The following is a 22320-nucleotide window of genomic DNA, read 5'->3' on the forward strand; positions in this document are numbered from 1 at the left end:
CCTGCAATTTCAAGCACTTAGGCGGCGTGGGGAAATAAGTGAATCGCTTTTTCGATGGCAGGCAGTCTGCACGCGGATTTCTAAGCCAAAAGTCGATGCAGTTATTCCTCGAAATTTCCTTAGTCTTTGCGAGCAACCCTCCCGGGTTTGGCCTTCGTCACGGACGCAAAGGCTAAATGCATGAAATTGTTTCCTGTCCCGCAAGGGGCGAGGAAGAACAGTGGCACCGCCTTTGCCACATTCGCAACGTCGCGATTGGCCGCGAGGTAGCCGCGATTTTACCGCTCCCCTTGCGGGAGAGGAAGCAAAATCATGGGGTTAGCGAATGCGAAACAAACCTGGCGATTAACACAGCCAGCAGACGCATTTGCTAACCCCTTGATTTTGCCGGTGAGGGGCTAACGTTCATCCACCAGTTTGAAGAGCTCGGCGCATCAACTCACCCCACACCCTCAATGCACCACCGCCAGCAACTCCTCGCCGGTGATCACCCGCTCCACTTCCTCGATCGTCGTCTTCTTCGGATCGATATCGTCCGCCACCACCCTGCCCTGACGCATGACGATGATGCGGCTCACCACCTGGAAAACGTGGTGGATGTTGTGGGCGATGAAGATGCAGGAATGGCCGGTGTCCCGCGCCTCGCGCACGAAGCGCAACACTCCTTGCGTCTCCGCCACGCCGAGATTGTTGGTCGGCTCGTCGAGGATGATCAGGTCGCTGTCGAAATGCATGGCGCGGGCGATCGCCACCGCCTGGCGCTCGCCGCCGGAGAGCGAACCGATCGGCGTGTTCGGCGGGATGTCCTTGGTGATGCCCACTTTTTTCAGGAGATCGCGCGCCACCGAATTCATCGCCTCGTGGTCAAGCCGGTTGAGAATGGCCGGCCCCCTCAGCGGCTCGCGGCCGAGGAACAGGTTGCGGGCAATGGAGAGCTGCGGCACCAGCGCTGAATCCTGGTAGATCGTCTCGATGCCATTCTTGATCGCATCCGTGGTCGAATGCATCTCGACGCGCCGGCCCTTGACATAGATGTCGCCGCTGGTGATCGGCACGGCGCCCGAGAGCACCTTGATCAGCGTCGATTTGCCGGCGCCGTTGTCGCCCAGAAGGCCGACAACCTCGCCCCGGTCGACCCTCAGGCTGACATCGCGCAACGCATGCACGCGGCCATAATATTTGTCGATATGTTCCATGCGGATCAGTTCTTCTGCCATGATCAGGTCCCCGCATTGTGACGGCGTTCGAGCCAGGAATGCAGCGCCATCATGCCGAGGATGATCGCACCGATGAAGATGTTGTAGGCAAGTCCGTCCACGCCGACCATGACAATGCCGTTGCGCATCAGGCGAAGGATGAAGATGCCCAGCACCGTGCCGAGGATCGTACCGCGTCCGCCGGTCAACACGGTGCCGCCGATCACCACCATGGCAATGACTTCAAGTTCGTAGCCCGTACCGCTGTTTGGATTGGCGGTGCTCACGCGTATCGAAGACGTAATGCCTGCGAACGCAGCCATGGCAGCTGAGAACATGAACAGCATAACCTTGACGCGATCGACATTGACACCGCGATTGCGCGCCGCATTGGCGTTGCCGCCGGAGGCCTGAATCCAGTTGCCGGCTCTGGTCCGCGTTAGCAGGTAGTGCGTTATGACGGTGAACAGTATGAACCAGAGAACGGACATGTAGACCCGAAAACCACCGATATAGAAGTCGCCAACGAGAACATCCGCGAAGACGGAACCTTCGGCACTCCCGGGACGCTGGGGAAAACCGCTGGTGATATAGAGCGCCGAGCCACGCACGATCAGCAGCATGCCGAGGGTGACGAGAAACGATGGCACCTTCAATCGTGTGACGTAGGCGCCATTCACCCAGCCGATGAACAGCGCAATCGCGATGGCGATCAGGAAGGCAGCCCATATGGGCATGGAGCCTACATTATGGAAAGTCCACATTATCACGGCGGAAAAGCCGAACACGGAGCCGACAGAGAGGTCAAATTCTCCCGCCGTCATCAGCAACGTCATCGCAAGCGAGATCATCCCGAGCTCGACAGTGAACGCCAAAGTGTTTGAGATATTCAGCGGCGACAGGAAAGCAGGATTGATAGCTGCGAAGACAACCATTTCAACGATCAGGAGAACGAGCGGGCCGAATTCGGGCGCGCCGATGAAGCGCTGCAGAAATGTGCGATTGTTCATGGATATCCGCCAGCAGAAGCCTCGAAATCCACCCGGCCGGTCAAGGCCGGGTGGCACACGCGCGGCAAATCACTTCGCCGACATGATCTTGTCGTAGAGCGGCGCGGCATCCTTCTCGTAGAGCGTGCCGACATAGACGTTGAAGCCCGGAGGAATGCCGTCGGCAGCCATCGCGGCCATGGAGAGGCCGATATAGCTGGTCGCCTGCGGGTCCTGCCACATGGCGGCATTCACATAGCCGCCGATGACTTCCTGCGTCGTGTCCTGGCTGTTGCCCCAGCCGACAGCCGGGATTTCGCCGGCCTTGACGCCAACCTGGTCGAAGACGCGCTTGACCGAGCCGGTGACGAGGTCGCCCAGGCCGATAATCGCCTTGACCTTGGCGCGGTTGGCGGTCAGATAGTCACTCATGCGGGTGATGATTTCAGCCTGGTCGAGCGTCGTATCAGTCACTTCCCAGGTGATGCCGAGCGGCTTGAACACCGTAGCAATACCCTGCTCTTCCTGAACGCCATAGGTGGCGCCGGGCACTTCGACCGGCATCCAGACGAAATCGCCCTTCTTCACCAGCTTGTGGTCGACGAGATATTGCGCCCATTGGGCGCCGGCCTTCTGCAGGTCCATGCCGACATAGGCGTTGAACTTCACCGTCGGGTCCGGCGTATTGATGTTGATCACCGGAATACCGGCGGCGCGGGCTTCGTCCACGACCTTCACCAGGCTGCCCGGATCCGGGCTGGACGTGACGATGCCATCAGCCTTGGCGGCCACGGCCGCACGCACGGCTTCCTGCTGCGACGGCACGTCGCCGCTATGGAACGAGGTGTTCACCTTGTTGCCGGTGTCGCTCTCCCATTGCTTGGCGCCGGCGAGAAAGTAGGTCCAGACCGGATCGGTCGGGGCGCCGTGCGAAATCCAGTAAAACGTCTTGCCTGCCGCAAATGCCGGCGAGAATGCGCCGGCCGCGATGGTCACCGCCGCGGCGATGCCAAGAAAAGTCCTTCTGAGCATGAGTATCCTCCTCCAATCGAGCCGACCCATTCGACCCGTTTTTCTCTCCCGAGCGGCGACGGCGAAAACCGCGCAGCGATCGCCGCCCCTCCAGGCGGCGAAACGTCGTCATACAACCCATGAATGCAGTTGAGCCCCGGAGATCTGCTCCGAAACGATCAGGCAGCCATGCATTTGATGTCAGTCAACGCATTTTGAAGCCTCATTTTGATTTGATGTCAAGCTGCAAACGCAGCAGCGATGACGCCACGGCATGCCGCTGCGATCAGATCCGGCATAGCTTGCCTCGAATTCGGAACAACCCATATGAGTGAATAGCGCGTCGCCTGCGCCATCCGGAGATTCATGCGATGACGAAGACCAGCACCATCACCCTCCTGTCCGCCCTTGCGCTGGCGCTTGCAGCACCTGTCGCCAATGCCGAACCAGCATTCTTTGCCCGCGCGCCGATCCATGCATGGCAAGGCCAGCATTTCTCCGTCATTCGGATAGATCAGATGGACCGTTTTGACGGACTGAGGGCGATGCTGGAAAACTGGACAAGCAGCTTTCCGGATCAGGTCGAGGCGATGCAGGCCGGCATTCGCCAGAACAGGGCGCTGGCCGACGCACTGCGTGCACGCGGAGTCCAGATCGTCAACGTCGTGGCGATCCAGCAGGGTTTTAACGGAAACCTGGTCTTCTATTTGCGTTGAGCGATGCTCAGTCGAAGGCGTGAACGCTGCCGTTTACCGCAAGCGACACCGTCTCGCCTGGTTCAGGCAGGCTGAACGCCGAGGCATGAAGGACGAATTGCGGCAGGCGCAGAGCACCTTCGCCGTTGAAGCCGGCTGCCGGCTGAATGAGATCCAGAGTCATCAGGCATTGGGCGCCAGCAAACTCGGTGGCGGCCACCTTGGCGAGAATGCCATTCGAATCCGCGCCTGCACCTGCAATGCCGCGGCGGACGGCGATCTGCTCGGGCCGGATCATCACATGCGAGGCACTCCCCGCATGATTCTGGTGCACCGGCAAGGCGCCAAGCACCGTCGAAGCCACCCCGCCCTCGATGCGCGCCGGTACGATCACGGCCTCGCCGAGAAACTCGGCCACCATGCGGCTTTCGGGGCGGAAATAGAGCTCGCGCGGCGCGCCGGCCTGGATGATGACCCCATTGTTCATCACCGCCACCTGATGGGCGAAGGAAAGCGCCTCCGCCTGGTCATGAGTGACGAGGATCGTCGTCACCTGGGCATTGTCGAGAACCTCTCCGACCGCCTTGCGCATGGCGCTGCGCAGCCCGGTATCGAGCGCGGAGAACGGCTCGTCGAGCAGCATCAATTTGGGCTTGCGGGCAAGCGCGCGGGCGATCGCCACGCGTTGCTGCTGGCCGCCGGAGAGTTCGTCCGGGCGGCGCTTGAGCATGGCCTGATTGAGACCGACAGTCTCGGCCAGGCCGGCAATCAGGCTGGTGCGGTTCTTCTCGTCGCGGGGGATTGCGAAACCGATATTGTCGCCGACGGAAAGATGCGGGAACAACGCGCCGTCCTGGGCAATGACGCCGATGCCGCGCAGATGCGCCGGCTTGGTCTGCTTGCCCTGTGCCAGATCCTCGCCATTGAGCGTGATCGAACCTGCATCCGGCACGTCGAAACCGGCAATCAGGCGCAGCAGCGTCGTCTTGCCGGAGCCGGACGGCCCGACGATCGCGGTGCGGCTGCCGGCATTGGCACTGAGGCTGACGCCATCGAGCGCGGTGACCGCGCCAAAGCGTTTCACGAGACCTTTCAACTGCAGGAATGTCACCTTCCGGCCATCCTCTTGGACTGATGATAAAGAATGAGGGTGAGCGGCAGCGATGACAGAACCATCAGCAGCGCATAGGGTGCTGCGCCAGCGTAATCAAGCTCGCCGGAAAGCGCCCAGAACGCCATGGCGAGCGTGCGCGTGCCGTTCGGCGCCAGCATCTGCGTCGCCGTCAATTCGTTCATGATACCCAGCGCCGAGAGCGCCACGCCGGCGGCGGCGCCCGGCGCCGCAAGGCGGATGGTGATCGACCAGAAGGCATGCAGGGGCGACCGCCCGAGGCTGCCCGCCGCCCATTCGAGCTCGACCGGCGCCTGCGACAGGCCGGCCCGCAGGCTTACCAGCGCTCGCGGCAGGAACATGATCATATAGGCCGCAAGGATCGTCGCCAGCGTCTGGTAGAAGGGATGAGCAAAACGCACGGTGATCGTCACCATGGCCAGCGCCACGACCACGCCCGGCAGCGCGCTGGTGAGATAGTTGCAGCCTTCGATCAGATGCGACAAACGGCCGGGTGTGCGGATGGAAAGCCAGGCCGTGGGGATCGCCACCAGCGTCGTCAGAATACCGCCGATCACCGCCAGATAAGCGGTCTGGTAGAGCGCAAACCCGATTTCATCCCATTTCCAGATTTCCGCGCCGCCGGCGAGAAGCCATTTCGTCAGCGTGAACAGCGGCACGCCGATCGACAGCAGCGCCAACAGCATCGGCAAGGCCAGTGCTGCGGGCGTCCAGCTCCCAAGTGAAAACCGCACACGCTTCCGCGCAGCACCCGGCCCAAGGCGGGCATAGCGCCGGTTGCCGCGCAGGCCGAATTCGGTGCCGAGCAGCAGGATCGAGAACACTGCCAGCACACCGGCCAGCATATTGGCGGCCGAACTGCTATAGGTCGACTGGAACTGATCGACGATCGCCGTGGTGAACGTGTCGAAGCGAATCATCACATAGAGACCGTATTCGGCCAGCAGATGCAGCCCGATCAGCAGGCTGCCGCCGCAGATCGCCACGCGCAATTGCGGCAGCACGACGCGCAGCCAGATTTCCGACGGCGTCAGGCCGAGCGATGCCGCCTGGTCCTCCAGCCCTGGATCAAGCCGCCGCAGCGTCGCCGAAACCGGCAGGTAGAGAAACGGAAAATAGGCGAGCACGGAGATGAAGATGCCGGCCGAAAGCCCCGCCATGTCAGGCTTGACGCTGACCCAGGCATAGGAATGGACGAAGGCCGGAATAGCCAGCGGCGCAACCGCCGTCCAACTCCAGAGACGTGCAAACGGCAGATTGCTGCGCTCGGTCAACCAGGCGAGCGCGACCGACAGAACAACACAGATCGGCACGGTGAACAGCACCAGGAAGACCGTGTTGATCGTCAGATCGGCGACGCGCGGACGCAAAACCAGCGCGATCGATTCGCTCCAGCCGGTGTCGATCGTCGCCCAGACGATGTAGCCGAGCGGCAGCAGCATGAAGAGCGAAACGACGATGGCAGCGATCTTGACGAACGGCGGCGCCGACACGCTTGCCCTGGCCGGCAACGCCACGGGGGGCGGTGCGGCGAGAAGCTCGTCCTTGTCGATCACAGCATGCATGTCGTCTGCCAAAAATTATGCCACGGAAGCGCTTTCCGTGGCATTGTGTGTGCTCTTAAGCACAATTTTCAGAGAATTTCAAAGGATGCCTGCCTCGGTCATCAGGTCTGTCACCTTTTTGTTATCGAGCTTCGACGGCTCGACCTTGGGCGCATCGAGATCGGCAAGCGGCACCAGCTTGGCGTTCGATTGCGCGCCATTGCCCACCGCATATTCATAGGACGTGCCGTTCTTGAGCACATCCTGCCCGCCCTCGCCGACGATCCACTTCAGGAAAGCCATGGCTTCCTTCTTATGCTTGCTCGGCGCCAGCACCCCGCCACCGGAAATGCTGACGAAGGCGCCCGGATCCTGGAGCTTGAAATAATGGAGGTCAACATTCTTGCTGTTCTCACCGGTCTTGGCCTGATCGCCGATGAAATAGTAGTGATAGATCAGCGCACCTTCGACTTGTCCGGAATTCACCGCCTTCATGCAGGTGGTGTTGCCCTTGTAGAAGACGGCGTTTTCCTTGAGCCCCTTGAGCCAGACCTTGGTCGCATCCTCGCCCTTGAGCTGCAGATAGGCAGAAACGATCGCCTGGAAATCCGCGCCCGACGGTGAAGCCGCCCAGCGGCCCTTCCATTCCGGCTTGATCAGATCGTCCATCGACTTCGGCAGTTGGTCGGGCTTCAGCTTGGTCTTGTCATAGGCAAATACCGTGGAGCGGGCGGCAATTCCGACCCACTTGCCGTTTTCGGGCTGATAGGCCTGCGGCACTTCGGCGAGAATGTCCTTGTCGAGCGGCTCGAACAGGCCGGCACGGTCGACCAGCGCCATGGCCGGAGAATTCTCGGTCAGGAAGACATCGGCCGGCGTTGAGTCGTCCTCCTGGACGATCTGGTTGGCGAACTCCATGTCGGAGCCGTTGCGCACCGTCACCTTGATGCCGGTCGCCTTGGTGAAACCGTCCACCCATTCCTGGGTCAGCGCCTCGTGCTGGGCATTGTAGACGAGGATGCCGTCGCTATCGGCGGCGCTGGCGCTGAGCGGCAGGAAGAACGCTGTCAGCGCAAAGGCGCCGGCGATCAGTTGGGGCAGGAATCGGCTTGGCATGTGACCCTCCAAAGTGGGCATTACTTGAAGATTGCGGCCCACTTATGGAAAGATGACGTATGCAGTCAAGTTAATTTATGTCGCGGGCAGGCATTCCACCTATGAGCAAAATGCCTGCCTCTCCATGCGCCAGATCAAGGCAGATTTCTATTCGGCTGCCAGCGGCAACTTGTAGACATTGCCGGCTTCGATCGTCTTGTCGTCGCTCTGCTCCTCGGCTGGCGGGTCCTTGCGCTTCGGCGCGCGGCCGAAGAACAGGGCATAGCCGGCCGGCAGCACGAAGATGGTGAGCAAGGTCGCCACCAGAATGCCACCCATCATCGCATAGGCCAGCGGTCCCCAGAAGACGCCGCGAGAGATCGGGATCAGCGCCAGCACCGCCGTCAGCGCCGTCAGCGTGATCGGCCGGAAGCGGCGAACGGCCGCACCGATGATCGCCTCTGACCGATCCATGCCCGCCGCGATATCCTGGTCGATCTGGTCAACGAGGATGATCGAGTTGCGCATGATGATGCCGAGCAGCGCGATGACGCCGAGGATGGCAACGAAGCCGAAGGGCGCACCCGAGATCAGCAGCGCCCCCGCCGCACCGATAATGCCAAGCGGACCTGTCGCCAAAACCAGCATCGCCTTGCCGAAATGCTGCAGCTGGATCATCAGCAGGATGATGATGACGGCCAGCATGACCGGCGCCTTGGCCGCGATCGACTGCTGGCTGGTCACCGAATCCTCGAGACTGCCCTGCACTTCGATACTGTAGCCGGCCTGCAGGCTGTCGCGCAGCGGCTGCATGTCCTTATACATCTTGGAAACGACATCGTTGGACTGCACGCCATCCGGCAGCGTCGCACGGACGGAGATGGTCGGCAGGCGGTTGCGCCGCCATTCGATGCCCTGCTCCATCACAGGCACTACCTTGGCGACCTGCGACAGCGGCACGAAAGTGCCGTTGTCCGTCGGAATAGAGACGGAGTCGACCGAAGTCAGCAGCTTGCGGCTCGCATCCGGCTCGCGAGCGACGATCGACACCGTCTCCTCGCCATCACGGAAGTCATCGAGCGGCGCGCCGGACATGGTTTCCTGCAGCATCTGGCGGATACGTTGCGAGGTGACCCCGAGCGCCCTCGCCCGATCCTGGTCGACCACCAGCTTCATCGCCGGCACCGGCTCCAGCCAGTCGTCATGGATGGCGCCGAGCAGCGGGTTTGCGGCGAACTTCGCCTCAACCTGGTCGGCAATCTTACGCACTTCGGCACGATCCGGACCCATGACGCGCATCTGCACCGGCCAGCCGGTCGGCGGACCAAGGAACAGGCGATCGACCTTGCCGCGGATCGACGGGAAGTCCTGGGCGAGGATGGCGCGCAGCTTGACGATCAGCCGCTCACGCGCCGGCTCGTCGTTGGCCATGACCAGAAGCTGGGCGAAGTTCGGATTGCGCAACTGCTGATCCAGCGGCAGGAAGAAGCGCGGCGCGCCCTCGCCGATATAGGTGGCGACGAATTTCTTGTCCGGATCGGGCATGATCTTCGTTTCCAGCGCCTTGGCCTGGGTCTCTACCTCCTTGATCGACGTGCCCTCGGGCAGCCAGAGGTCGACCAGGATTTCCGGCCGTGAGGATTGCGGGAAGAAGTTTTGCGGGATGAACTGGAAGGCCCAGAGGCTGGTGGCGAAGGTGCCGAGCGTCAACAGCAGCACGATCACCCGATGCCGGACCGCCCAGCTCACGGTATGCCGCAGGCCGCGATAGAAGCGCGTATCGAAGACATCGTGGTGTTGGCCGGCATGCGCCCTTTGCTTGAGGATCATGTTGCCGAGCCAGGGGGTGAAATAGACCGCCACGAACCACGACGTCACCAGCGCGATGCCGACGACATAGAAGAGCGACCGGACATATTCACCCGCGGTGGAGGCGGCAAAACCCACAGGGATGAACCCAGCCGTGGTGATCAGCGTGCCGGTCAGCATCGGGAAGGCGGTAGAGGTATAGGAAAAGCTTGCGGCATCGACCTTGCGCAGCCCCTCCTCCAGCTTTCGTTCCATCATCTCGACCACGATCATCGCATCGTCGACCAGGAGGCCAAGTGCGATGATCAGGGCGCCGAGCGAGATGCGCTGCAACTCGATGCCAAGCTCGAACATGATGCCGAAGGTCGCCGCCAGCACCAGTGGGATGGTGATGGCGATGACGAGGCCGGAACGCCAACCGATCGACACGAAGGAGACGACCAGCACGATCGCCAAGGCCTCGCCCAGCGCTTCCATGAACTCGCTGACCGCGTCGGTCACGACCTTCGGCTGGTCGGCGATCTGATGCACCTCGACGCCATAGGGCAGCGACGCTTCGAAGCGCTTGTAGGTCTTCTCCACGTTGGCGCCGACATCGGTGACCTTGAAGCCCTTGGCCATGACGACGCCGATCTGGACGCTATCCTCGCCATCGAAACGGTATTTGCGCTGGTAGGGATCTTCGAGGCCGGATGTCACGGTGGCGATGTCACCCAAGCGGGTAACCTGGCCGCCGGCCATCAGGCGCAGGTTCTTGATGTCCGCGACCTTGTCGACCGCACCCTCGACGGAGATGCGTACCGAGCGCGTGCCGGTATCGACGCTGCCCGCCGGGTCGATATTGTTCTGGCCCTTGATGGCGTTCTGCAGAGCGGGGATGGTGATGCCGCGTTCTGCCAGCGCCTTGGAGGAGACGTCGATATAGATCTTCTCCGGCTGGTCGCCGATGATGACCGCCTTCTCGACGCCCGGCGTCGTCAGCAGCATGTCGCGCGCCTGGATGGCGAATTTCTTCAGCTCGGGATAGCTGAAGCCCTTGCCGGAGAGCGAATGCAGCGTGACGAAGGTGTCGCCGAACTCGTCATTGAAATAGGGGCCGAGCAAGCCTTGCGGCAGGTCGCTGGAGATATCGCCGACCTTCTTGCGCACCTGATAGAAGGCGTCGGCGACATCGGCGCTGTTGGTATCACCCTTGATCTGGATGGTGATGATCGCATTGCCGGCGCGCGTGAACGATTTCACCCAGTCCAGATGCGGCACTTCCTGCAGCTTGCGCTCGATCTTGTTGACAACCTGGTCTTCCATGTCCTGGATCGACGAACCCGGCCAGATCGCCTGCACGACCATGACGCGGAAAGTGAAATCCGGATCTTCCTTCTGCCCCATATTCATCAGGCCGAACACGCCGGTCAGGATGATCAGGCCAAACAGGAAGCGGGCGATGGAGGGATGTCCGATGGCCCAGCGGGACAGGTTGAAGGGCTGCTTGCCCTCTTGGGAAACAGATGACATCGGCGTGGTTCCGCGTTGCGAGGATCGTGGACTGCGGGCGCGCTCGGCGCGCCGCGCGTGCTAGAAGAGATCAGCCGTCATCTTGCCGATGATGTCAGGCAATTTGACCTTGAGGTTCTCGGTCATGAACTGCGTGCCAGCCGAGACGACGATGTCGCCGGGCTTCAACCCCTGGGTGACGCCGACGCCATCGCCGGTGAAATCGGCGACTTGCACCGACCGGGCGTGCACCGTGGCGGCCGTGCGGTCGACGGTCCAGACGATCTTACCGCCGTCCTTCTCGGCAAGCGCCGACAGCGGCACGGTGATCTGATCGGCACCAGCCGCGACATCGGCGACCACATTGGCGGTCATGCCGATCAATACGCGCGGATCGTCCGGCAGGCTGACGCGGACCGAGAATGTCCGCGACTGCGGGTCGGCGCTTCCAGAGACTTCCCGCACCTTGCCATCGAGCGAAAGCGTGGCGTCCGACCAGAAGCTGACCTTGACGCCCTTGCCAGGCTTGAATTCGGCAATGTCGYTTTCGGGAACGGCGATCTGCACTTCCTTCTCATCGTCGGCGACGACGGTCAGCACCGGCGTGCCGGCGGCAACCACCTGGCCACGATCGGCGTCGATGATCGTGACGATGCCGTCTCGGTCGGATTTCAGCTCCGCATAGCTCATCTGGTTCTTCGCCTGGTCGAGCGATGCGGCGGCCGCCGTGCGGGTCGCAGCAGCCTGATCATAAGTCAGCTGCGCCTGTTCGACCTGCGCCTTCGGCACGGCATCCTTGGCAAACAAGGTGTGTGACCGCTTGTTGGCGATATCAGCCGTCTCGACCGCCTTTTGTGCCGCATCGAGATTGGCCTGTGCCGAATTGACGGCCAGTTGGTAGTCCGTCGCATCGATGCGGGCAACGACCGTGCCCGGCTTCACCCGGTCACCGACATCGACAAGGCGCTCGGTGATCTTTCCGGCAACGCGAAAGCCGAGATTCATCTCGGTGCGCGATTTCACCGCACCGGAATATTCGAGTTCGCGGACATTGCTGGCCTTGGCGATTTCGACCACCTTGACCGGGCGAATGACGGCCGCCGCATCGTTTTCAGCTTTCTTTTCACTGCATGCGCCAAGCGCCAAAGCGCTCACGAGGAGAATGCCAGCGGCGGTTGCCCGCGTCATGCTTGCGAGATCGAGCGAATTCATATCCGCCTCCATTGTTATTTCTTCAGGGCTTTAAGTGCGAAGTCGATCAGTTCGTCGGGCGTGGCCCGGTTGGTCTTGTGCAGGCATTGGGCGACCATCTGGGGATGGCAAAGGATCACGGTAGCGGCGCCGAAGCAGCGCGACGCCGAATCCGCATCCATCTGGCGAAACTCGCCGCTCTCGATGCCTTCACGGATGACATCGGCAGCAAGGTCGTGGACACGATTGATATGGGCATCGATGACATGCCAGTCGCGTTCCAGGGCCACGACCACCATTTCATGAACCTTCTCGTCGTCCATCATGGTTTCGAGCGTCATCTTGTGGAACGCGTGGATCCATTGCCGTAGCCGTTCCTCGGCGCTGATCTTCTGGCTGAGGATCGATCTGGCGATATTATAGGCCTGCAGCAGCATCCGGCCGCAGACCGCCTGGTGGATCTCCACCTTGGAGGCAAAGAAGCGGTAGATATTGGCCGGCGACATGCCCAGATCCTTGGCAATGTCGGCGACATTGGTTTTCGAATAGCCATAATGGCGGAACAGCCGCTCGGCGCTGTCGAGGATGCGGGTGACGCTTTCCTGACGCTGCATCTCGGCCGGCGTGTCGAGAATTTCGATCATGGAGATCGCCTTCGATTTACGAGTGACGAATTTCAATTTTCGTCACTTATAATATGACTGACAAAATCCGTCAATATGTCAAAGCCAAGAAATTTTTGCATCTGCGAACGGTCACGCGATTGTCACATCACTGTCGCAAACTCCTGTTTCTGTCTGGCGAAACAGGAGGGTGCGCCCATGTCTATGGATCATCAGGAACAGCTCGAACGCATCAAGGCCGAGATCGCCGACAGCTTCGACGAAGAACTGGAAATGCAGATCGAGGAAGACCGTCTCGACGAACTGGTCACCGAGGGCATGACCCAGCCCGCCGAACAGACGCTCGAACGCAAGGTCTATTTCCGCGAGCTCTTCCGCCTGCAGCATGAGCTCGTCAAATTGCAGGATTGGGTGCAGCACCAGAAGCTCAAGGTCATGGTGCTGTTCGAAGGCCGTGATTCGGCAGGCAAGGGCGGCGCCATCAAGCGCGTCACCCAGCGCCTCAACCCGCGCGTCTGCCGCGTCGTGGCGCTCCCGGCTCCGACGGAGCGCGAGCGCAGCCAGTGGTACTTCCAGCGCTACACGGCGCATCTGCCGAGCGCCGGCGAAATGGTGCTGTTCGACCGCTCCTGGTATAACCGTGCCGGCGTCGAGCGCGTCATGGGCTTCTGCACGCCTGACGAACTGGAAGAATTCTTCCGCTCCGTGCCGGAATTCGAGCGCATGCTCGTCCGCTCCGGCATCATCCTGATCAAATATTGGTTCTCGATCACCGACGAGGAGCAGGAATTCCGCTTCAACATGCGCATCCACGATCCGCTGAAGCAATGGAAGCTCTCGCCGATGGACCTCGAAAGCCGCGTCCATTGGGAAGACTATACCAAGGCCAAGGAAGAGATGCTGGCCCGCACCCATACGCCGGAAGCACCCTGGTGGGTCGTCGAAGCGGTCGACAAGAAGCGCGCCCGCCTCAACATGATCAGCCACCTGCTGGGCCGGATCCCGTATGATGACGTCGAGCGGCCGGAAATCGTCCTGCCGGAGCGCATTCACCATTCCGACTACGTGCGCCATCCAGTGCCGCAGGAAATGTACGTTCCCGAAGCGTATTGACCGAAAACCCTTTCGGCGCGATCGCATCTTGCAATTTTCCCCACCGGCGCGGCCATCGCGCCGGCTTTTTTATGGGGCTCGCTCATCCCGCCAATCCCGCAGCATACTCCACGGAAGCAAGGCGTTCGGCGCATGCCGCATCAATCCATGCGCAGGGATGGCCTTGGCCTGCCCATAGGGAATCGGCAGATCCCTCGGCTCCGTCCCGGCCGCCCAGTCGGCAATCACCTTCCCCATTGCCGTCGTCAGCGTGATGCCGCGCCCATTGCAGGCAAATCCGGCAATCATGTCCGGCCCGAGATCGACGAGATGCGGCAAAAAGTCCGGCTCGACGGCAGCCATGCCGGACCAGGCGAATTCGATCGGCGGGATATCGGGCAGTTCCAGCTTGTCGGCCATGCGCCGGTGGATGGCGCGCGGCACGCGGTCTGCAGCACCAGGGCCAAAAATGTGCATACCGCCGGTAATCAAACGGTTTGCCGCGTCGAAGCGGAAGGTGAAGAGATTGCGCCGTGTGTCGGAAACACATTGGTTTCCGGGCACCAGGCGCTGGCGCACCGATTGCGGTAGCGGTCTTGTGGCGATCTGGAAGACGCGCAGCGGAATATAGGTTTTCGCCAGGCCAGGGTTGAGTGCGCGGCCATAGGCATTGGTCGCGACGAAAACTTTCCCGGCACGCACCGCGCCCTTGTCGGTGGTCAGGCGATAGCCCGCCGCTTCCCGCGTGATCACGCGCACCGGGCTATGCTCGAAAATCCTGGCGCCGGCCGATTCGGCGGCATCGGCGAGGCCGCGGGCATATTCGACCGGGTTGAGCACACCAGCCGACCGATCCGTCCAGCCACCGAAATAGCCCTTCGCCCCAGTCGCGTGCTCGACCTCCAGACGATCGAGAATCGCGACCGGCCGCCCGCACTTCGCCCATTGCGCCGCCCGTGACGTCACCTTTTCAAATGCGGCGGCGGTATGCGCCGGCTGTATCCATCCACTCTGCACGGCGTCGCAGACGATGCCATGCCGCCGGATCAAATCGAAGACGAGATCGCTGCTGCCGCAGGCCATCCGGATCAGCCGCTCGCCGCGTTCCGGACCGAGCAGAGCCAGGACATCGTCCGGGTCCATCTTGGCGAAATTGGGCACGACGAAACCGGCATTGCGCCCCGAAGCGCCCCAGGCGATCATCTCCGCTTCGAGCACGACGACGGAGAATCCTTTTTCGGCCGCATGCAAGCCGGCCGACAGGCCGGAGAAGCCGCCCCCGATGATCGCCAGGTCGGCGTCGAGCGTGCCATGCAGTTCCGGCCGATCCTTCCGGTTGCGGCCGACAGCATGCCAGAGTGAAATCTCGCTCATGTTGATTTCCGCGGCTTCAGGCCGAAGCGCCGCCGGTAAGGCAGGTTGCCGAACAGGCCATTCGGACGGAAGAGCAGGATCAGGCAGAGCATGACGCCGATGGCGACGATCTGCAGCGATGCCGCCCGCGCCTGCTGCTCCGGCGGGAAAAGCGTGGCCGTCAGCGCGCCTGAGCCCGCCCAGATCCCCCAGACCAGAATCGCGCCGACGACCGCGCCGAGATTGCTCCCCGAACCGCCGACGATCAGCATTACCCAGACCTGGAATGTCAACATCGGCACGTAATTGTCCGCTGCGATGAAGCCGATGAAATGCGCCTGCACCGCGCCCGCCAATCCCATCAGCGCTCCGCCGACGGCAAAGGCCTGGACCCGGTAGAAGCGAGCACTCTTGCCGAGCGAGATCGCCGCCCGCTCGTCTTCCCGAAGCGCCTTCAGCACCCTGCCCCACGGGCTTTTCGCCAGGTGTTGCAGCGCCAGATAGGCGAGCAGCGTGACGACGAAGACGATGGCCAGATTGGAGAGATTGAACAGCAGCGGCGTCTCCGCCAGGCTCGCGAACGGCCGCGGAATGAAACCGATGCCGAAGGCGCCGCCGGTGAGCGGCTGGGCATTCAGCGCCACCAGCTGCACGACGACGGCCACGCCGAATGTGGTGATCGCCAGATAGTCGGATTTCAGCCGCAGCGTCGCAAAGCCGGTGATCGCCGCAGCCAGGCCGGCCACAGTCATCGCGCCGAGCCAGCCGACGACGATCGGCATGTCGAAGCCGCCGAAACGGTTGGGATCATCCGGAGTCGTTATGAGCGCCGAGGTATAGGCACCAATCGCCACAAAGCCGGCAACGCCGACATTGAACAGGCCGGTCAGGCCCCATTGCAGGTTCAGCCCGAGCGTGATCAGCGCAAAGATCAGCGCCGTGGTGAGGAAAAAGCCGCCATAGCCGATAAGGTCGATCATCTTTCCCTCACACCGAACAGGCCGATCGGCCGGACGAACAAAACCGACATCAGGATGATGAAGGCGACAGCCGCCCGCCATTCCGCGCCAATGAATTGCACCGCACCGGCCTCCGCCAGCCCGATGATCAGCCCGCCGAGCACCGCGCCCGGAACGCTGCCGATACCGCCAAGGATCGCCGCGGCAAACATCGGCAGCAGCATGTCAAAACCCATCAGCGGCCTGATCTGCACGAGAATGCCGATCATTACGCCGGCCACACAGGCGAGCGCTCCGCCAAGCACCCAGGTGACACGCACGACTTTCGCCACATCGATACCGACGACACGGGCAAGCGCCGGGTTCTGGCTGACCGCCTGCATGGCGCGGCCGGTCTGGGTGCGGGTCATCATGAGATGCGTCGCCAAGACCAGCATGGCAGTGATCAGCAGCAATGCAATCTGGTCCGCCGTGATGCGGATGCCCAGGCCGATCGGCACGGCAATCTGGATCGCCCGCGAAAAATAGGTCGGCCGTGAGGTGAAGATGAATTCCAGCAGGCTGCGCAAAGCCATCGAAGCGCCGAAGCTTGCCATGACGACGATGATCGACTGCCCCTTGGCCCGCAACCGGGCAAACAGCACCTTGTCGAGCGCCAGCGCCATCAGCCCGGTAAAAGCACAGCCAAGGATGGCTGCCACGATCAGCGGCCAGCCGAAGGACAGTGCCCCGATCGGCGCAACCTTGCCGAACATCGCCCCGATCGCGCTGACCGCGACCAGCGTTGCATAGGTGCCCCAGGCCATGAAATCGCCATGGGCGAAATTGGAGAACCGCAGGATCGAATAGGTGAGCGTCACGCCGATCGCGCCCAGCCCGATCATCGACCCTGTCAGCAGGCCGTCGACGATGAATTGCAGGTTCATGGGGTGGCTCCTGCAGTTCTATCGGATAATTTCATTCGGCATACCTGGCCACCAACACCCCGCCCCAAACTTACAGGGTCGAGCCACCGGTCTCGACCCGTCCTTCGGACCCCCACAAGCGGGAGGGGCTTAACCCAGCCGCACCGCCGTGCCCCGATTAAGGCAGGGAGAGTGCCGCGAGTCTTCTCCCCCCTTGTGGGGGAGATGGCCGGCAGGCCAGAGAGGGTCTTGTCCCACGGAGAAACGAACGGGGAGATATTTCGGCGCAAAAGGTCGTTTCCTGTCATGGCCTGCCCCCCAGATCCATCTCTTGACTACCCGCCCCATGCGATCGCTGCCCCAGATAGAGCTCCGCGACAACCGGATCATTCCACAGCTCGGACGCAACCCCTTCATGCGCATCCCTGCCCTCGACCAGCACATAGGCCCGGTCGCCAATCGCCAGTGCCGCCTTGGCATTCTGCTCCACCAACAAAATCGTGACGCCGGACTTGCGGATGTCGGAAAGCATCGCAAACACCATCGAAACGAATTTCGGCGACAGGCCTGCCGAGGGCTCGTCGAGCACAAGAAGCTTCGGCTCGACAATCAGCGCCCGCGCCACGGCCAGCATCTGCCGCTGCCCGCCCGAGAGGTTTCCCGCCCCCTTCCGACGGAAAAGTTTCAGATCCGGAAATGTGTCGTACATGCGGGCTATACGCTCAGCCGCTTCTCTCGGCTTCAAAATCCCACCCGCTGTCTTGAGATTGTCTTCGACACTCATCAGCGGAAAGATGTTTTCCGTCTGCGGCACGAAAGCCAGGCCCATGCGCACCATCAGATGCGCAGGCAGTTCAGTGATGTCCCTGCCATCGAGCAGGACTTGCCCGCCCGTGACCGGGACCAGGCCCGCCACCGCCTTGATGAAACTCGATTTTCCCGCCCCGTTCGGGCCGAGCACGACGACGATCTCGCCCCGATTGACCGTGATCGACGCCCCGCGCACGATCGGCACGCCCGGCTCGTAACCGGCGACGAGATTGTTGACCTGAAGCACCGGCACGCTCATGCCGCACCTCCGAGATAGGCCTCGACGACCCGCGGATCGCGCGCCACTTCACCGGCCGTGCCTTCGCAGATCAATTGCCCGCTCGCCATGACCAGCACCCGATGGCAAAGCCGTGTCACCATATCGATATTGTGCTCGATCAACAGGAAGGTGACCCCCCGGGCATTGATCTCGCGGATACGGTCCATGATCACTTCGAGCAGGGTGGCATTGACGCCCGCCGCCGGCTCGTCGAGCAGGATGATCGCAGGATCCGCCATCATCACCCGCGCCAGTTCCAGCAGCTTCCGCTGGCCGCCAGAGAGGACGCGGGCGGGCTCATGCGCCAGCCGGTCGAGCGTCACCAGTTCGAGCAGTTCCATCGCCTTCTGTTCGGCAACCTTCTCTTCGACGGAAACGCGGAACGGCCTCAAAAAATTGGCGAGCAGGCTCTCGCCCGTCTGCCCCTGCCCCGCCAGCATGACATTTTCCACCAGGCTGAGATTGGCGAGCGGCCGCGGGATCTGAAACGTCCTGCCGAGGCCGCGACCGATGCGGCGATGGGCGGATTCACCCGACACCGTGATGCCGTTCAGCAGGATATCGCCGCTCGACGGCAGGATGCTGCCGGCGAGCAGGTCGAACATGGTCGTCTTGCCGGCGCCGTTCGGCCCGATCAGGCCAAGGATTTCACCGCGCCGCACGTCGAACGACACGTCGTTGACGGCATAGAGGCCGCCGAAACGCCTGACGACATTCCTCGCGATCAGCACGGGGCTGTCGGACAGCGCCCCGCCGGGAGACATTGAATTCATCGATCCCTCTGGTCCGGAGCGTTTCTCGCTCCGTGATTTTGATTTGTGATCACACTTGCGTTGATCACAATATTAAGCTTAAAATATTTGGCAAGACAAAAATTGAGCCGAACGGCCAAAGGGAACCGGGAGCGGAAATGCAGAAGGCCACCGCCGAGAAGAACGAACTGTTTCCCGCTCAGCTGGCGCCGGTGGGTCGCGAGACCGTGCAGGACCGCGTCTATACCGAGCTGCGCCGCGCCCTGATCGGCGGCCTGTTCGAGCCGAGCCAGGTGCTGACCATCCGCAGCCTTGCCGATGCCTTGGCCACCAGCACCATGCCGGTGCGCGAAGCACTGAGCCGGCTGATCACGGAAAAAGCGCTTGAAGCACTGCCCAACCGGTCTGTCCGCGTGCCGCCGATCACACTCGAGCGCATGGACGACCTGCTCAGGACCCGCATCTTGATCGAGGGCGAGGCCATCGCGCTTGCCGCGAGCCGCATGACGCCGCGCCAGATCGCCATGATCGAGGGCATGCTCGGCGAATGGGACGAGATGCGGGCGCTGAAGGCGAAGAAGGATGTCGATCGCGAAGTGACGCTCAACCAGAGTTTTCACTTCGAGATCTATCGCGCCTGCGGTTCCTCGGTGCTGATCCCGATGATCGAAAGTCTCTGGCTGCAATCGGGTCCCTGCATCCGCGTCGCCATCTATGCCTTCTCCGAGGCTGGAGAAGTCGACACCGCGCATTATCACCGCAGCATCGTCGCAGCGCTTGCGGCGCAGGATGGGCAGGCCGCCCGCGAGGCGCTGGTCGCCGATATCAGCCGGCCCTTCGCCTTCCTCCGCAACAAGATGCAGGCCGAAACCGAGGGGACCCAGGACACATGACCCGCGCCATCAGGATCACCGAACCGAAATCCGGCCTCTCCGTCATCGCCCCGCTGCTCGACGGCAAGGCTCCGGAAAACGCCGCTTTCCTGTGGGAATACCTCGCCGGCCCGCGCGTGGTCGGCGGCATCCACGCCATGTGGACCGGTCCGGAAATCTCCTGCCCGATCCCGTCCGAGCACCTTGAGGGCGCGTCCTATGCCCGGCCCTTGCCGCCGGAAAATGCCACGCTCAACCCGCTGGCCGGCGATATCGTGCTGGCTTACGTCCCCGCCCGCATGTGGGGCGGCAATCCGAATCCGATCTTCGACATCGGCCTGTTCTATGGCCATGGCGCCCGCCTGCTCTTCCCGATCGGCTGGCTGGCCGGCAGCGTCGTGGCGCAGGTGCGGCCGGAAGATCGCGAAGCACTGGCGACCGCCTGCGGCATCATCCGCAGGAACGGCGCCTGCGACGTCACCTTCGAACGGACGGAGGCGTGAATGGACGACGCTTTCGAACTCTACGACCTCCGCGTCGAAGCCGTCATTCCCGAGGGTAAGCCGATCTATTGCGGCGCCAGACCGGGCGACTATTTCGAACTGCGCGGCGAAATGCTGACGCTGCCGCCCGGCCAGGGCTTTTCGATCTATTCGCTTGCCGCCGTCCTGCCGCTGCTCGCTGCCAAACAGCGCCCGACCCACAAGAACGACTGGATGACCTCGGACGCCGAGATCGCCTGCCCCGATCCGAATTGCGCCAGCCGGCTGAGGATTGTGCGGTTGGATAAACGCCGCTTCAGCCATGCTGAGACGACGGCGGTGCCGCTGGCGAAGGAAGAGGACTAGGCGAATGGTGTGCACGGCCCCTCATCCGCCTGCCGGCACCTTCTCCCCGTCAATACGGGGAGAAGGGACTTGTGGCACTGTCGGCGCCCCATCTGCCTTCTCCCCGCCTGCGGGGAGAAGGTGGCGGCAGCCGGATGAGGGGCAAATCGCAAGCGTAAGCGTTAATTTTATGCAGATTCCGAAAGCCCTTTGACATGACCAAAACCTTCGAACTCAGCCCCGGCTATCACATTTCCCGCGTCATCCGCGGCGGCTGGCAGCTCGCGGGCGGCCATGGTGCGATCGACCGGCAACAGGCCGTCACCGACCTCGTCGCCGCCTTCGACGCTGGCATCACCACCTATGACTGCGCCGACATCTATACCGGCGTCGAGGAACTGATCGGCGCGGCCCGGCTGAAGCTCGCTAACGAACGTGGGCTGGATGCCGCGGCGAAGATGAAGGTGCACACCAAGCTGGTGCCGGATCTCGAAGTCCTGCCGCGCATCAGCCGCGACTATATAAGCACGATCGTCGATACCTCGCTCAAACGCCTGAAGACCGAACGCCTGGATCTCGTCCAGTTCCACTGGTGGGACTATGCCAATCACGGCTATGTCGATGCCATGGGCTGGCTCGACGAGCTCCATGCCGGAGGCAAAATCCGCAATATCGGCACGACCAATTTCGACGTGCCGCGCCTCGCCGATATCGTCAATTCGGGCGTCAAGCTCGTCAGCCAGCAGCTGCAATATTCTGTGCTCGACCAGCGCCCGCTCAATGGCCTGACCGAATTCGCCAAGGCCAACGACATCAGGTTCCTCTGCTACGGCACGGTCGCCGGCGGCTTCATCAGCGAGAAATGGCTTGGCGCCCCCGAGCCCGACATGCCGCTCGAAAACCGCTCGCTGGTCAAATACAAGCTGATCATCGACGATTTCGGCGGCTGGGACCTGTTCCAGGAGATGCTCAGGACGTTGAAGGCGATCGGCGACGCCCATGGCACCGACATCGCCACGATTGCCAGCGCCTGGGTGCTGGAGCAGCCGCTTGTCGCCGCCGTCATCGTCGGCGCCCGCAACCAGGCACACGCGCTGGCCAATGCGAAAATCATGGATGTCGCACTCACCGAGGCCGACTGCGCCGCGATCAAGGCCATCATCGATCGCAGCACCGGGCCGGAAGGCGATGTCTACACGCTGGAGCGCGACCGCACCGGCCGCCACGGCTCGATCATGCATTACAACCTGAACGCGGGGAAGCAATGAACGAGAACGCTTCCCTCTCCGATTTCGCCAGCGCCGAGATCATCGCCTTCCACCGCTTCTTCGTCGCCTGGTACGACGCGGCGACCGCCGACGGCGTCGATTTCGGCCGTTGCGAGCAGGTGTTCGGCCCCGACTTCCACATGATTCCGCCGCCTGGCCGCGTCTTCGACCGCACCGAAACGATCGCGCTGATCCGCGGCAACCGTGCCAGCTTCAATGGCGATTTCACCATCGACATCGAGGCTATCGGCACCCTCTGGGAAGACGGTGACATGATCCTCATGACCTATGTCGAAAAGCAGGATCGACGCGGCGTCAAGACCGCCCGCCGCGCGTCCGCTCTTTTCACCAAGAATTCATCGGCGCCGAACGGCGTCCAATGGCGCCACCTGCATGAAACCTGGATGCAGGTGGCTGGAAGCTGAA

21 protein-coding genes are annotated in these 22320 nt (G+C 62.1%); 7 read left to right on the forward strand and 14 right to left on the reverse strand.

The features are described 5' to 3' along the window. Window positions 1-452: 452 nt before the first annotated feature. The 3 genes from AC1DYF_RS16100 to AC1DYF_RS16110 form a co-directional block, all read right to left on the reverse strand. On the reverse strand, window positions 453-1217 hold the full coding sequence (locus AC1DYF_RS16100; RefSeq protein ID WP_477877748.1) for an ATP-binding cassette domain-containing protein: 765 nt from the start codon (window positions 1215-1217) through the stop codon (window positions 453-455). 2 nt (window positions 1218-1219) lie between these two features. Next, window positions 1220-2206, reverse strand: coding sequence for an ABC transporter permease (locus tag AC1DYF_RS16105; protein WP_477877749.1), 987 nt, complete (start codon window positions 2204-2206; stop codon window positions 1220-1222). A 69-nt stretch (window positions 2207-2275) separates the two neighbouring features. Beyond that, window positions 2276-3217, reverse strand: coding sequence for a substrate-binding domain-containing protein (locus tag AC1DYF_RS16110; protein WP_477877750.1), 942 nt, complete (start codon window positions 3215-3217; stop codon window positions 2276-2278). A gap of 350 nt (window positions 3218-3567) precedes the next feature. Between AC1DYF_RS16110 and AC1DYF_RS16115 the strand changes: the two genes are divergently transcribed. Then, a complete protein-coding gene (locus tag AC1DYF_RS16115; protein WP_477877751.1) occupies window positions 3568-3912 on the forward strand; it encodes a hypothetical protein in 345 nt (114 codons plus the stop codon). Between the two features lie 7 nt (window positions 3913-3919). On the opposite strand, the gene AC1DYF_RS16120 is transcribed toward AC1DYF_RS16115, so the two are convergent. The 6 genes from AC1DYF_RS16120 to AC1DYF_RS16145 all read right to left on the reverse strand — a co-directional run bounded on the left by AC1DYF_RS16120 (window position 3920) and on the right by AC1DYF_RS16145 (window position 12797). Next, window positions 3920-5002: an ABC transporter ATP-binding protein gene (locus AC1DYF_RS16120; protein WP_477877752.1), complete on the reverse strand. Its 1083-nt coding sequence runs from the start codon at window positions 5000-5002 to the stop codon at window positions 3920-3922. Beyond that, a complete protein-coding gene (locus tag AC1DYF_RS16125; RefSeq protein ID WP_477877753.1) occupies window positions 4999-6588 on the reverse strand; it encodes an ABC transporter permease in 1590 nt (529 codons plus the stop codon). Before AC1DYF_RS16125 ends, AC1DYF_RS16120 begins: the two co-directional genes overlap by 4 nt. Window positions 6589-6666: 78 nt before the next feature. Next, window positions 6667-7683: an iron ABC transporter substrate-binding protein gene (locus tag AC1DYF_RS16130; protein ID WP_477877754.1), complete on the reverse strand. Its 1017-nt coding sequence runs from the start codon at window positions 7681-7683 to the stop codon at window positions 6667-6669. Window positions 7684-7830: 147 nt separating this feature from the next. Beyond that, complete coding sequence (locus AC1DYF_RS16135; RefSeq protein WP_477877755.1) at window positions 7831-10983, reverse strand: efflux RND transporter permease subunit; 3153 nt, start codon at window positions 10981-10983, stop codon at window positions 7831-7833. A gap of 60 nt (window positions 10984-11043) precedes the next feature. Beyond that, a complete protein-coding gene (locus tag AC1DYF_RS16140; protein ID WP_477877756.1) occupies window positions 11044-12174 on the reverse strand; it encodes an efflux RND transporter periplasmic adaptor subunit in 1131 nt (376 codons plus the stop codon). Window positions 12175-12188: 14 nt separating this feature from the next. Beyond that, window positions 12189-12797, reverse strand: coding sequence for a TetR/AcrR family transcriptional regulator (locus AC1DYF_RS16145; protein WP_477877757.1), 609 nt, complete (start codon window positions 12795-12797; stop codon window positions 12189-12191). Window positions 12798-12974: 177 nt separating this feature from the next. On the opposite strand from AC1DYF_RS16145, the gene ppk2 reads away from it, so the two are divergent. Further along, window positions 12975-13889: a polyphosphate kinase 2 gene (gene ppk2 / locus AC1DYF_RS16150; RefSeq protein WP_477877758.1), complete on the forward strand. Its 915-nt coding sequence runs from the start codon at window positions 12975-12977 to the stop codon at window positions 13887-13889. Window positions 13890-13958: 69 nt separating this feature from the next. Here ppk2 and AC1DYF_RS16155 read toward each other — a convergent pair whose 3' ends face one another. The 5 genes from AC1DYF_RS16155 to AC1DYF_RS16175 all read right to left on the reverse strand — a co-directional run bounded on the left by AC1DYF_RS16155 (window position 13959) and on the right by AC1DYF_RS16175 (window position 18948). After that, complete coding sequence (locus AC1DYF_RS16155) at window positions 13959-15242, reverse strand: NAD(P)/FAD-dependent oxidoreductase (RefSeq protein ID WP_477877759.1); 1284 nt, start codon at window positions 15240-15242, stop codon at window positions 13959-13961. Then, window positions 15239-16201, reverse strand: a complete 963-nt coding sequence (locus tag AC1DYF_RS16160; protein WP_477877760.1) for a branched-chain amino acid ABC transporter permease — start codon at window positions 16199-16201, stop codon at window positions 15239-15241. Before AC1DYF_RS16160 ends, AC1DYF_RS16155 begins: the two co-directional genes overlap by 4 nt. Beyond that, window positions 16198-17106: a branched-chain amino acid ABC transporter permease gene (locus tag AC1DYF_RS16165; protein WP_477877761.1), complete on the reverse strand. Its 909-nt coding sequence runs from the start codon at window positions 17104-17106 to the stop codon at window positions 16198-16200. Before AC1DYF_RS16165 ends, AC1DYF_RS16160 begins: the two co-directional genes overlap by 4 nt. Before the next feature lie 283 nt (window positions 17107-17389). Further along, window positions 17390-18154, reverse strand: a complete 765-nt coding sequence (locus AC1DYF_RS16170; protein ID WP_477877762.1) for an ABC transporter ATP-binding protein — start codon at window positions 18152-18154, stop codon at window positions 17390-17392. After that, window positions 18151-18948: an ABC transporter ATP-binding protein gene (locus AC1DYF_RS16175; RefSeq protein WP_477877763.1), complete on the reverse strand. Its 798-nt coding sequence runs from the start codon at window positions 18946-18948 to the stop codon at window positions 18151-18153. Before AC1DYF_RS16175 ends, AC1DYF_RS16170 begins: the two co-directional genes overlap by 4 nt. A 137-nt stretch (window positions 18949-19085) precedes the next feature. On the opposite strand from AC1DYF_RS16175, the gene AC1DYF_RS16180 reads away from it, so the two are divergent. The 5 genes from AC1DYF_RS16180 (at window position 19086) to AC1DYF_RS16200 (ending at window position 22319) form a co-directional block, all read left to right on the forward strand. Further along, complete coding sequence (locus AC1DYF_RS16180) at window positions 19086-19820, forward strand: GntR family transcriptional regulator (RefSeq protein WP_477877764.1); 735 nt, start codon at window positions 19086-19088, stop codon at window positions 19818-19820. Further along, window positions 19817-20302, forward strand: coding sequence for a DUF3830 family protein (locus AC1DYF_RS16185; protein ID WP_477877765.1), 486 nt, complete (start codon window positions 19817-19819; stop codon window positions 20300-20302). The genes AC1DYF_RS16180 and AC1DYF_RS16185 overlap by 4 nt, the downstream gene beginning before the upstream one ends. Further along, complete coding sequence (locus AC1DYF_RS16190) at window positions 20303-20647, forward strand: TIGR04076 family protein (protein ID WP_477877766.1); 345 nt, start codon at window positions 20303-20305, stop codon at window positions 20645-20647. A 194-nt stretch (window positions 20648-20841) separates the two neighbouring features. Continuing rightward, on the forward strand, window positions 20842-21894 hold the full coding sequence (locus tag AC1DYF_RS16195; RefSeq protein ID WP_477877767.1) for an aldo/keto reductase: 1053 nt from the start codon (window positions 20842-20844) through the stop codon (window positions 21892-21894). Further along, window positions 21891-22319 carry a hypothetical protein gene (locus AC1DYF_RS16200; protein WP_477877768.1) on the forward strand — a complete coding sequence of 143 codons (429 nt, stop codon included), beginning with the start codon at window positions 21891-21893 and terminating at the stop codon, window positions 22317-22319. The genes AC1DYF_RS16195 and AC1DYF_RS16200 overlap by 4 nt, the downstream gene beginning before the upstream one ends. Window position 22320 lies beyond the last annotated feature (1 nt).

It is taken from the genome of Rhizobium sp. P2_G9, from assembly GCF_056403475.1.

Bases quoted from the DNA above. Each gene is read 5' to 3' on its own strand.
- AC1DYF_RS16190 (WP_477877766.1), top strand. From the start codon at position 20,303: ATGGACGACGCTTTCGAACTCTACGACCTCCGCGTCGAAGCCGTCATT.
- AC1DYF_RS16155 (WP_477877759.1), bottom strand. From the start codon at position 15,242: ATGAGCGAGATTTCACTCTGGCATGCTGTCGGCCGCAACCGGAAGGAT.
- AC1DYF_RS16100 (WP_477877748.1), bottom strand. From the start codon at position 1,217: ATGGCAGAAGAACTGATCCGCATGGAACATATCGACAAATATTATGGC.
- AC1DYF_RS16115 (WP_477877751.1), top strand. From the start codon at position 3,568: ATGACGAAGACCAGCACCATCACCCTCCTGTCCGCCCTTGCGCTGGCG.
- AC1DYF_RS16185 (WP_477877765.1), top strand. From the start codon at position 19,817: ATGACCCGCGCCATCAGGATCACCGAACCGAAATCCGGCCTCTCCGTC.
- AC1DYF_RS16170 (WP_477877762.1), bottom strand. From the start codon at position 18,154: ATGAGCGTGCCGGTGCTTCAGGTCAACAATCTCGTCGCCGGTTACGAG.
- ppk2 (WP_477877758.1), top strand. From the start codon at position 12,975: ATGTCTATGGATCATCAGGAACAGCTCGAACGCATCAAGGCCGAGATC.
- AC1DYF_RS16105 (WP_477877749.1), bottom strand. From the start codon at position 2,206: ATGAACAATCGCACATTTCTGCAGCGCTTCATCGGCGCGCCCGAATTC.
- AC1DYF_RS16145 (WP_477877757.1), bottom strand. From the start codon at position 12,797: ATGATCGAAATTCTCGACACGCCGGCCGAGATGCAGCGTCAGGAAAGC.
- AC1DYF_RS16160 (WP_477877760.1), bottom strand. From the start codon at position 16,201: ATGATCGACCTTATCGGCTATGGCGGCTTTTTCCTCACCACGGCGCTG.
- AC1DYF_RS16200 (WP_477877768.1), top strand. From the start codon at position 21,891: ATGAACGAGAACGCTTCCCTCTCCGATTTCGCCAGCGCCGAGATCATC.
- AC1DYF_RS16130 (WP_477877754.1), bottom strand. From the start codon at position 7,683: ATGCCAAGCCGATTCCTGCCCCAACTGATCGCCGGCGCCTTTGCGCTG.
- AC1DYF_RS16135 (WP_477877755.1), bottom strand. From the start codon at position 10,983: ATGTCATCTGTTTCCCAAGAGGGCAAGCAGCCCTTCAACCTGTCCCGC.
- AC1DYF_RS16110 (WP_477877750.1), bottom strand. From the start codon at position 3,217: ATGCTCAGAAGGACTTTTCTTGGCATCGCCGCGGCGGTGACCATCGCG.
- AC1DYF_RS16125 (WP_477877753.1), bottom strand. From the start codon at position 6,588: ATGCATGCTGTGATCGACAAGGACGAGCTTCTCGCCGCACCGCCCCCC.
- AC1DYF_RS16195 (WP_477877767.1), top strand. From the start codon at position 20,842: ATGACCAAAACCTTCGAACTCAGCCCCGGCTATCACATTTCCCGCGTC.
- AC1DYF_RS16175 (WP_477877763.1), bottom strand. From the start codon at position 18,948: ATGAATTCAATGTCTCCCGGCGGGGCGCTGTCCGACAGCCCCGTGCTG.
- AC1DYF_RS16165 (WP_477877761.1), bottom strand. From the start codon at position 17,106: ATGAACCTGCAATTCATCGTCGACGGCCTGCTGACAGGGTCGATGATC.
- AC1DYF_RS16180 (WP_477877764.1), top strand. From the start codon at position 19,086: ATGCAGAAGGCCACCGCCGAGAAGAACGAACTGTTTCCCGCTCAGCTG.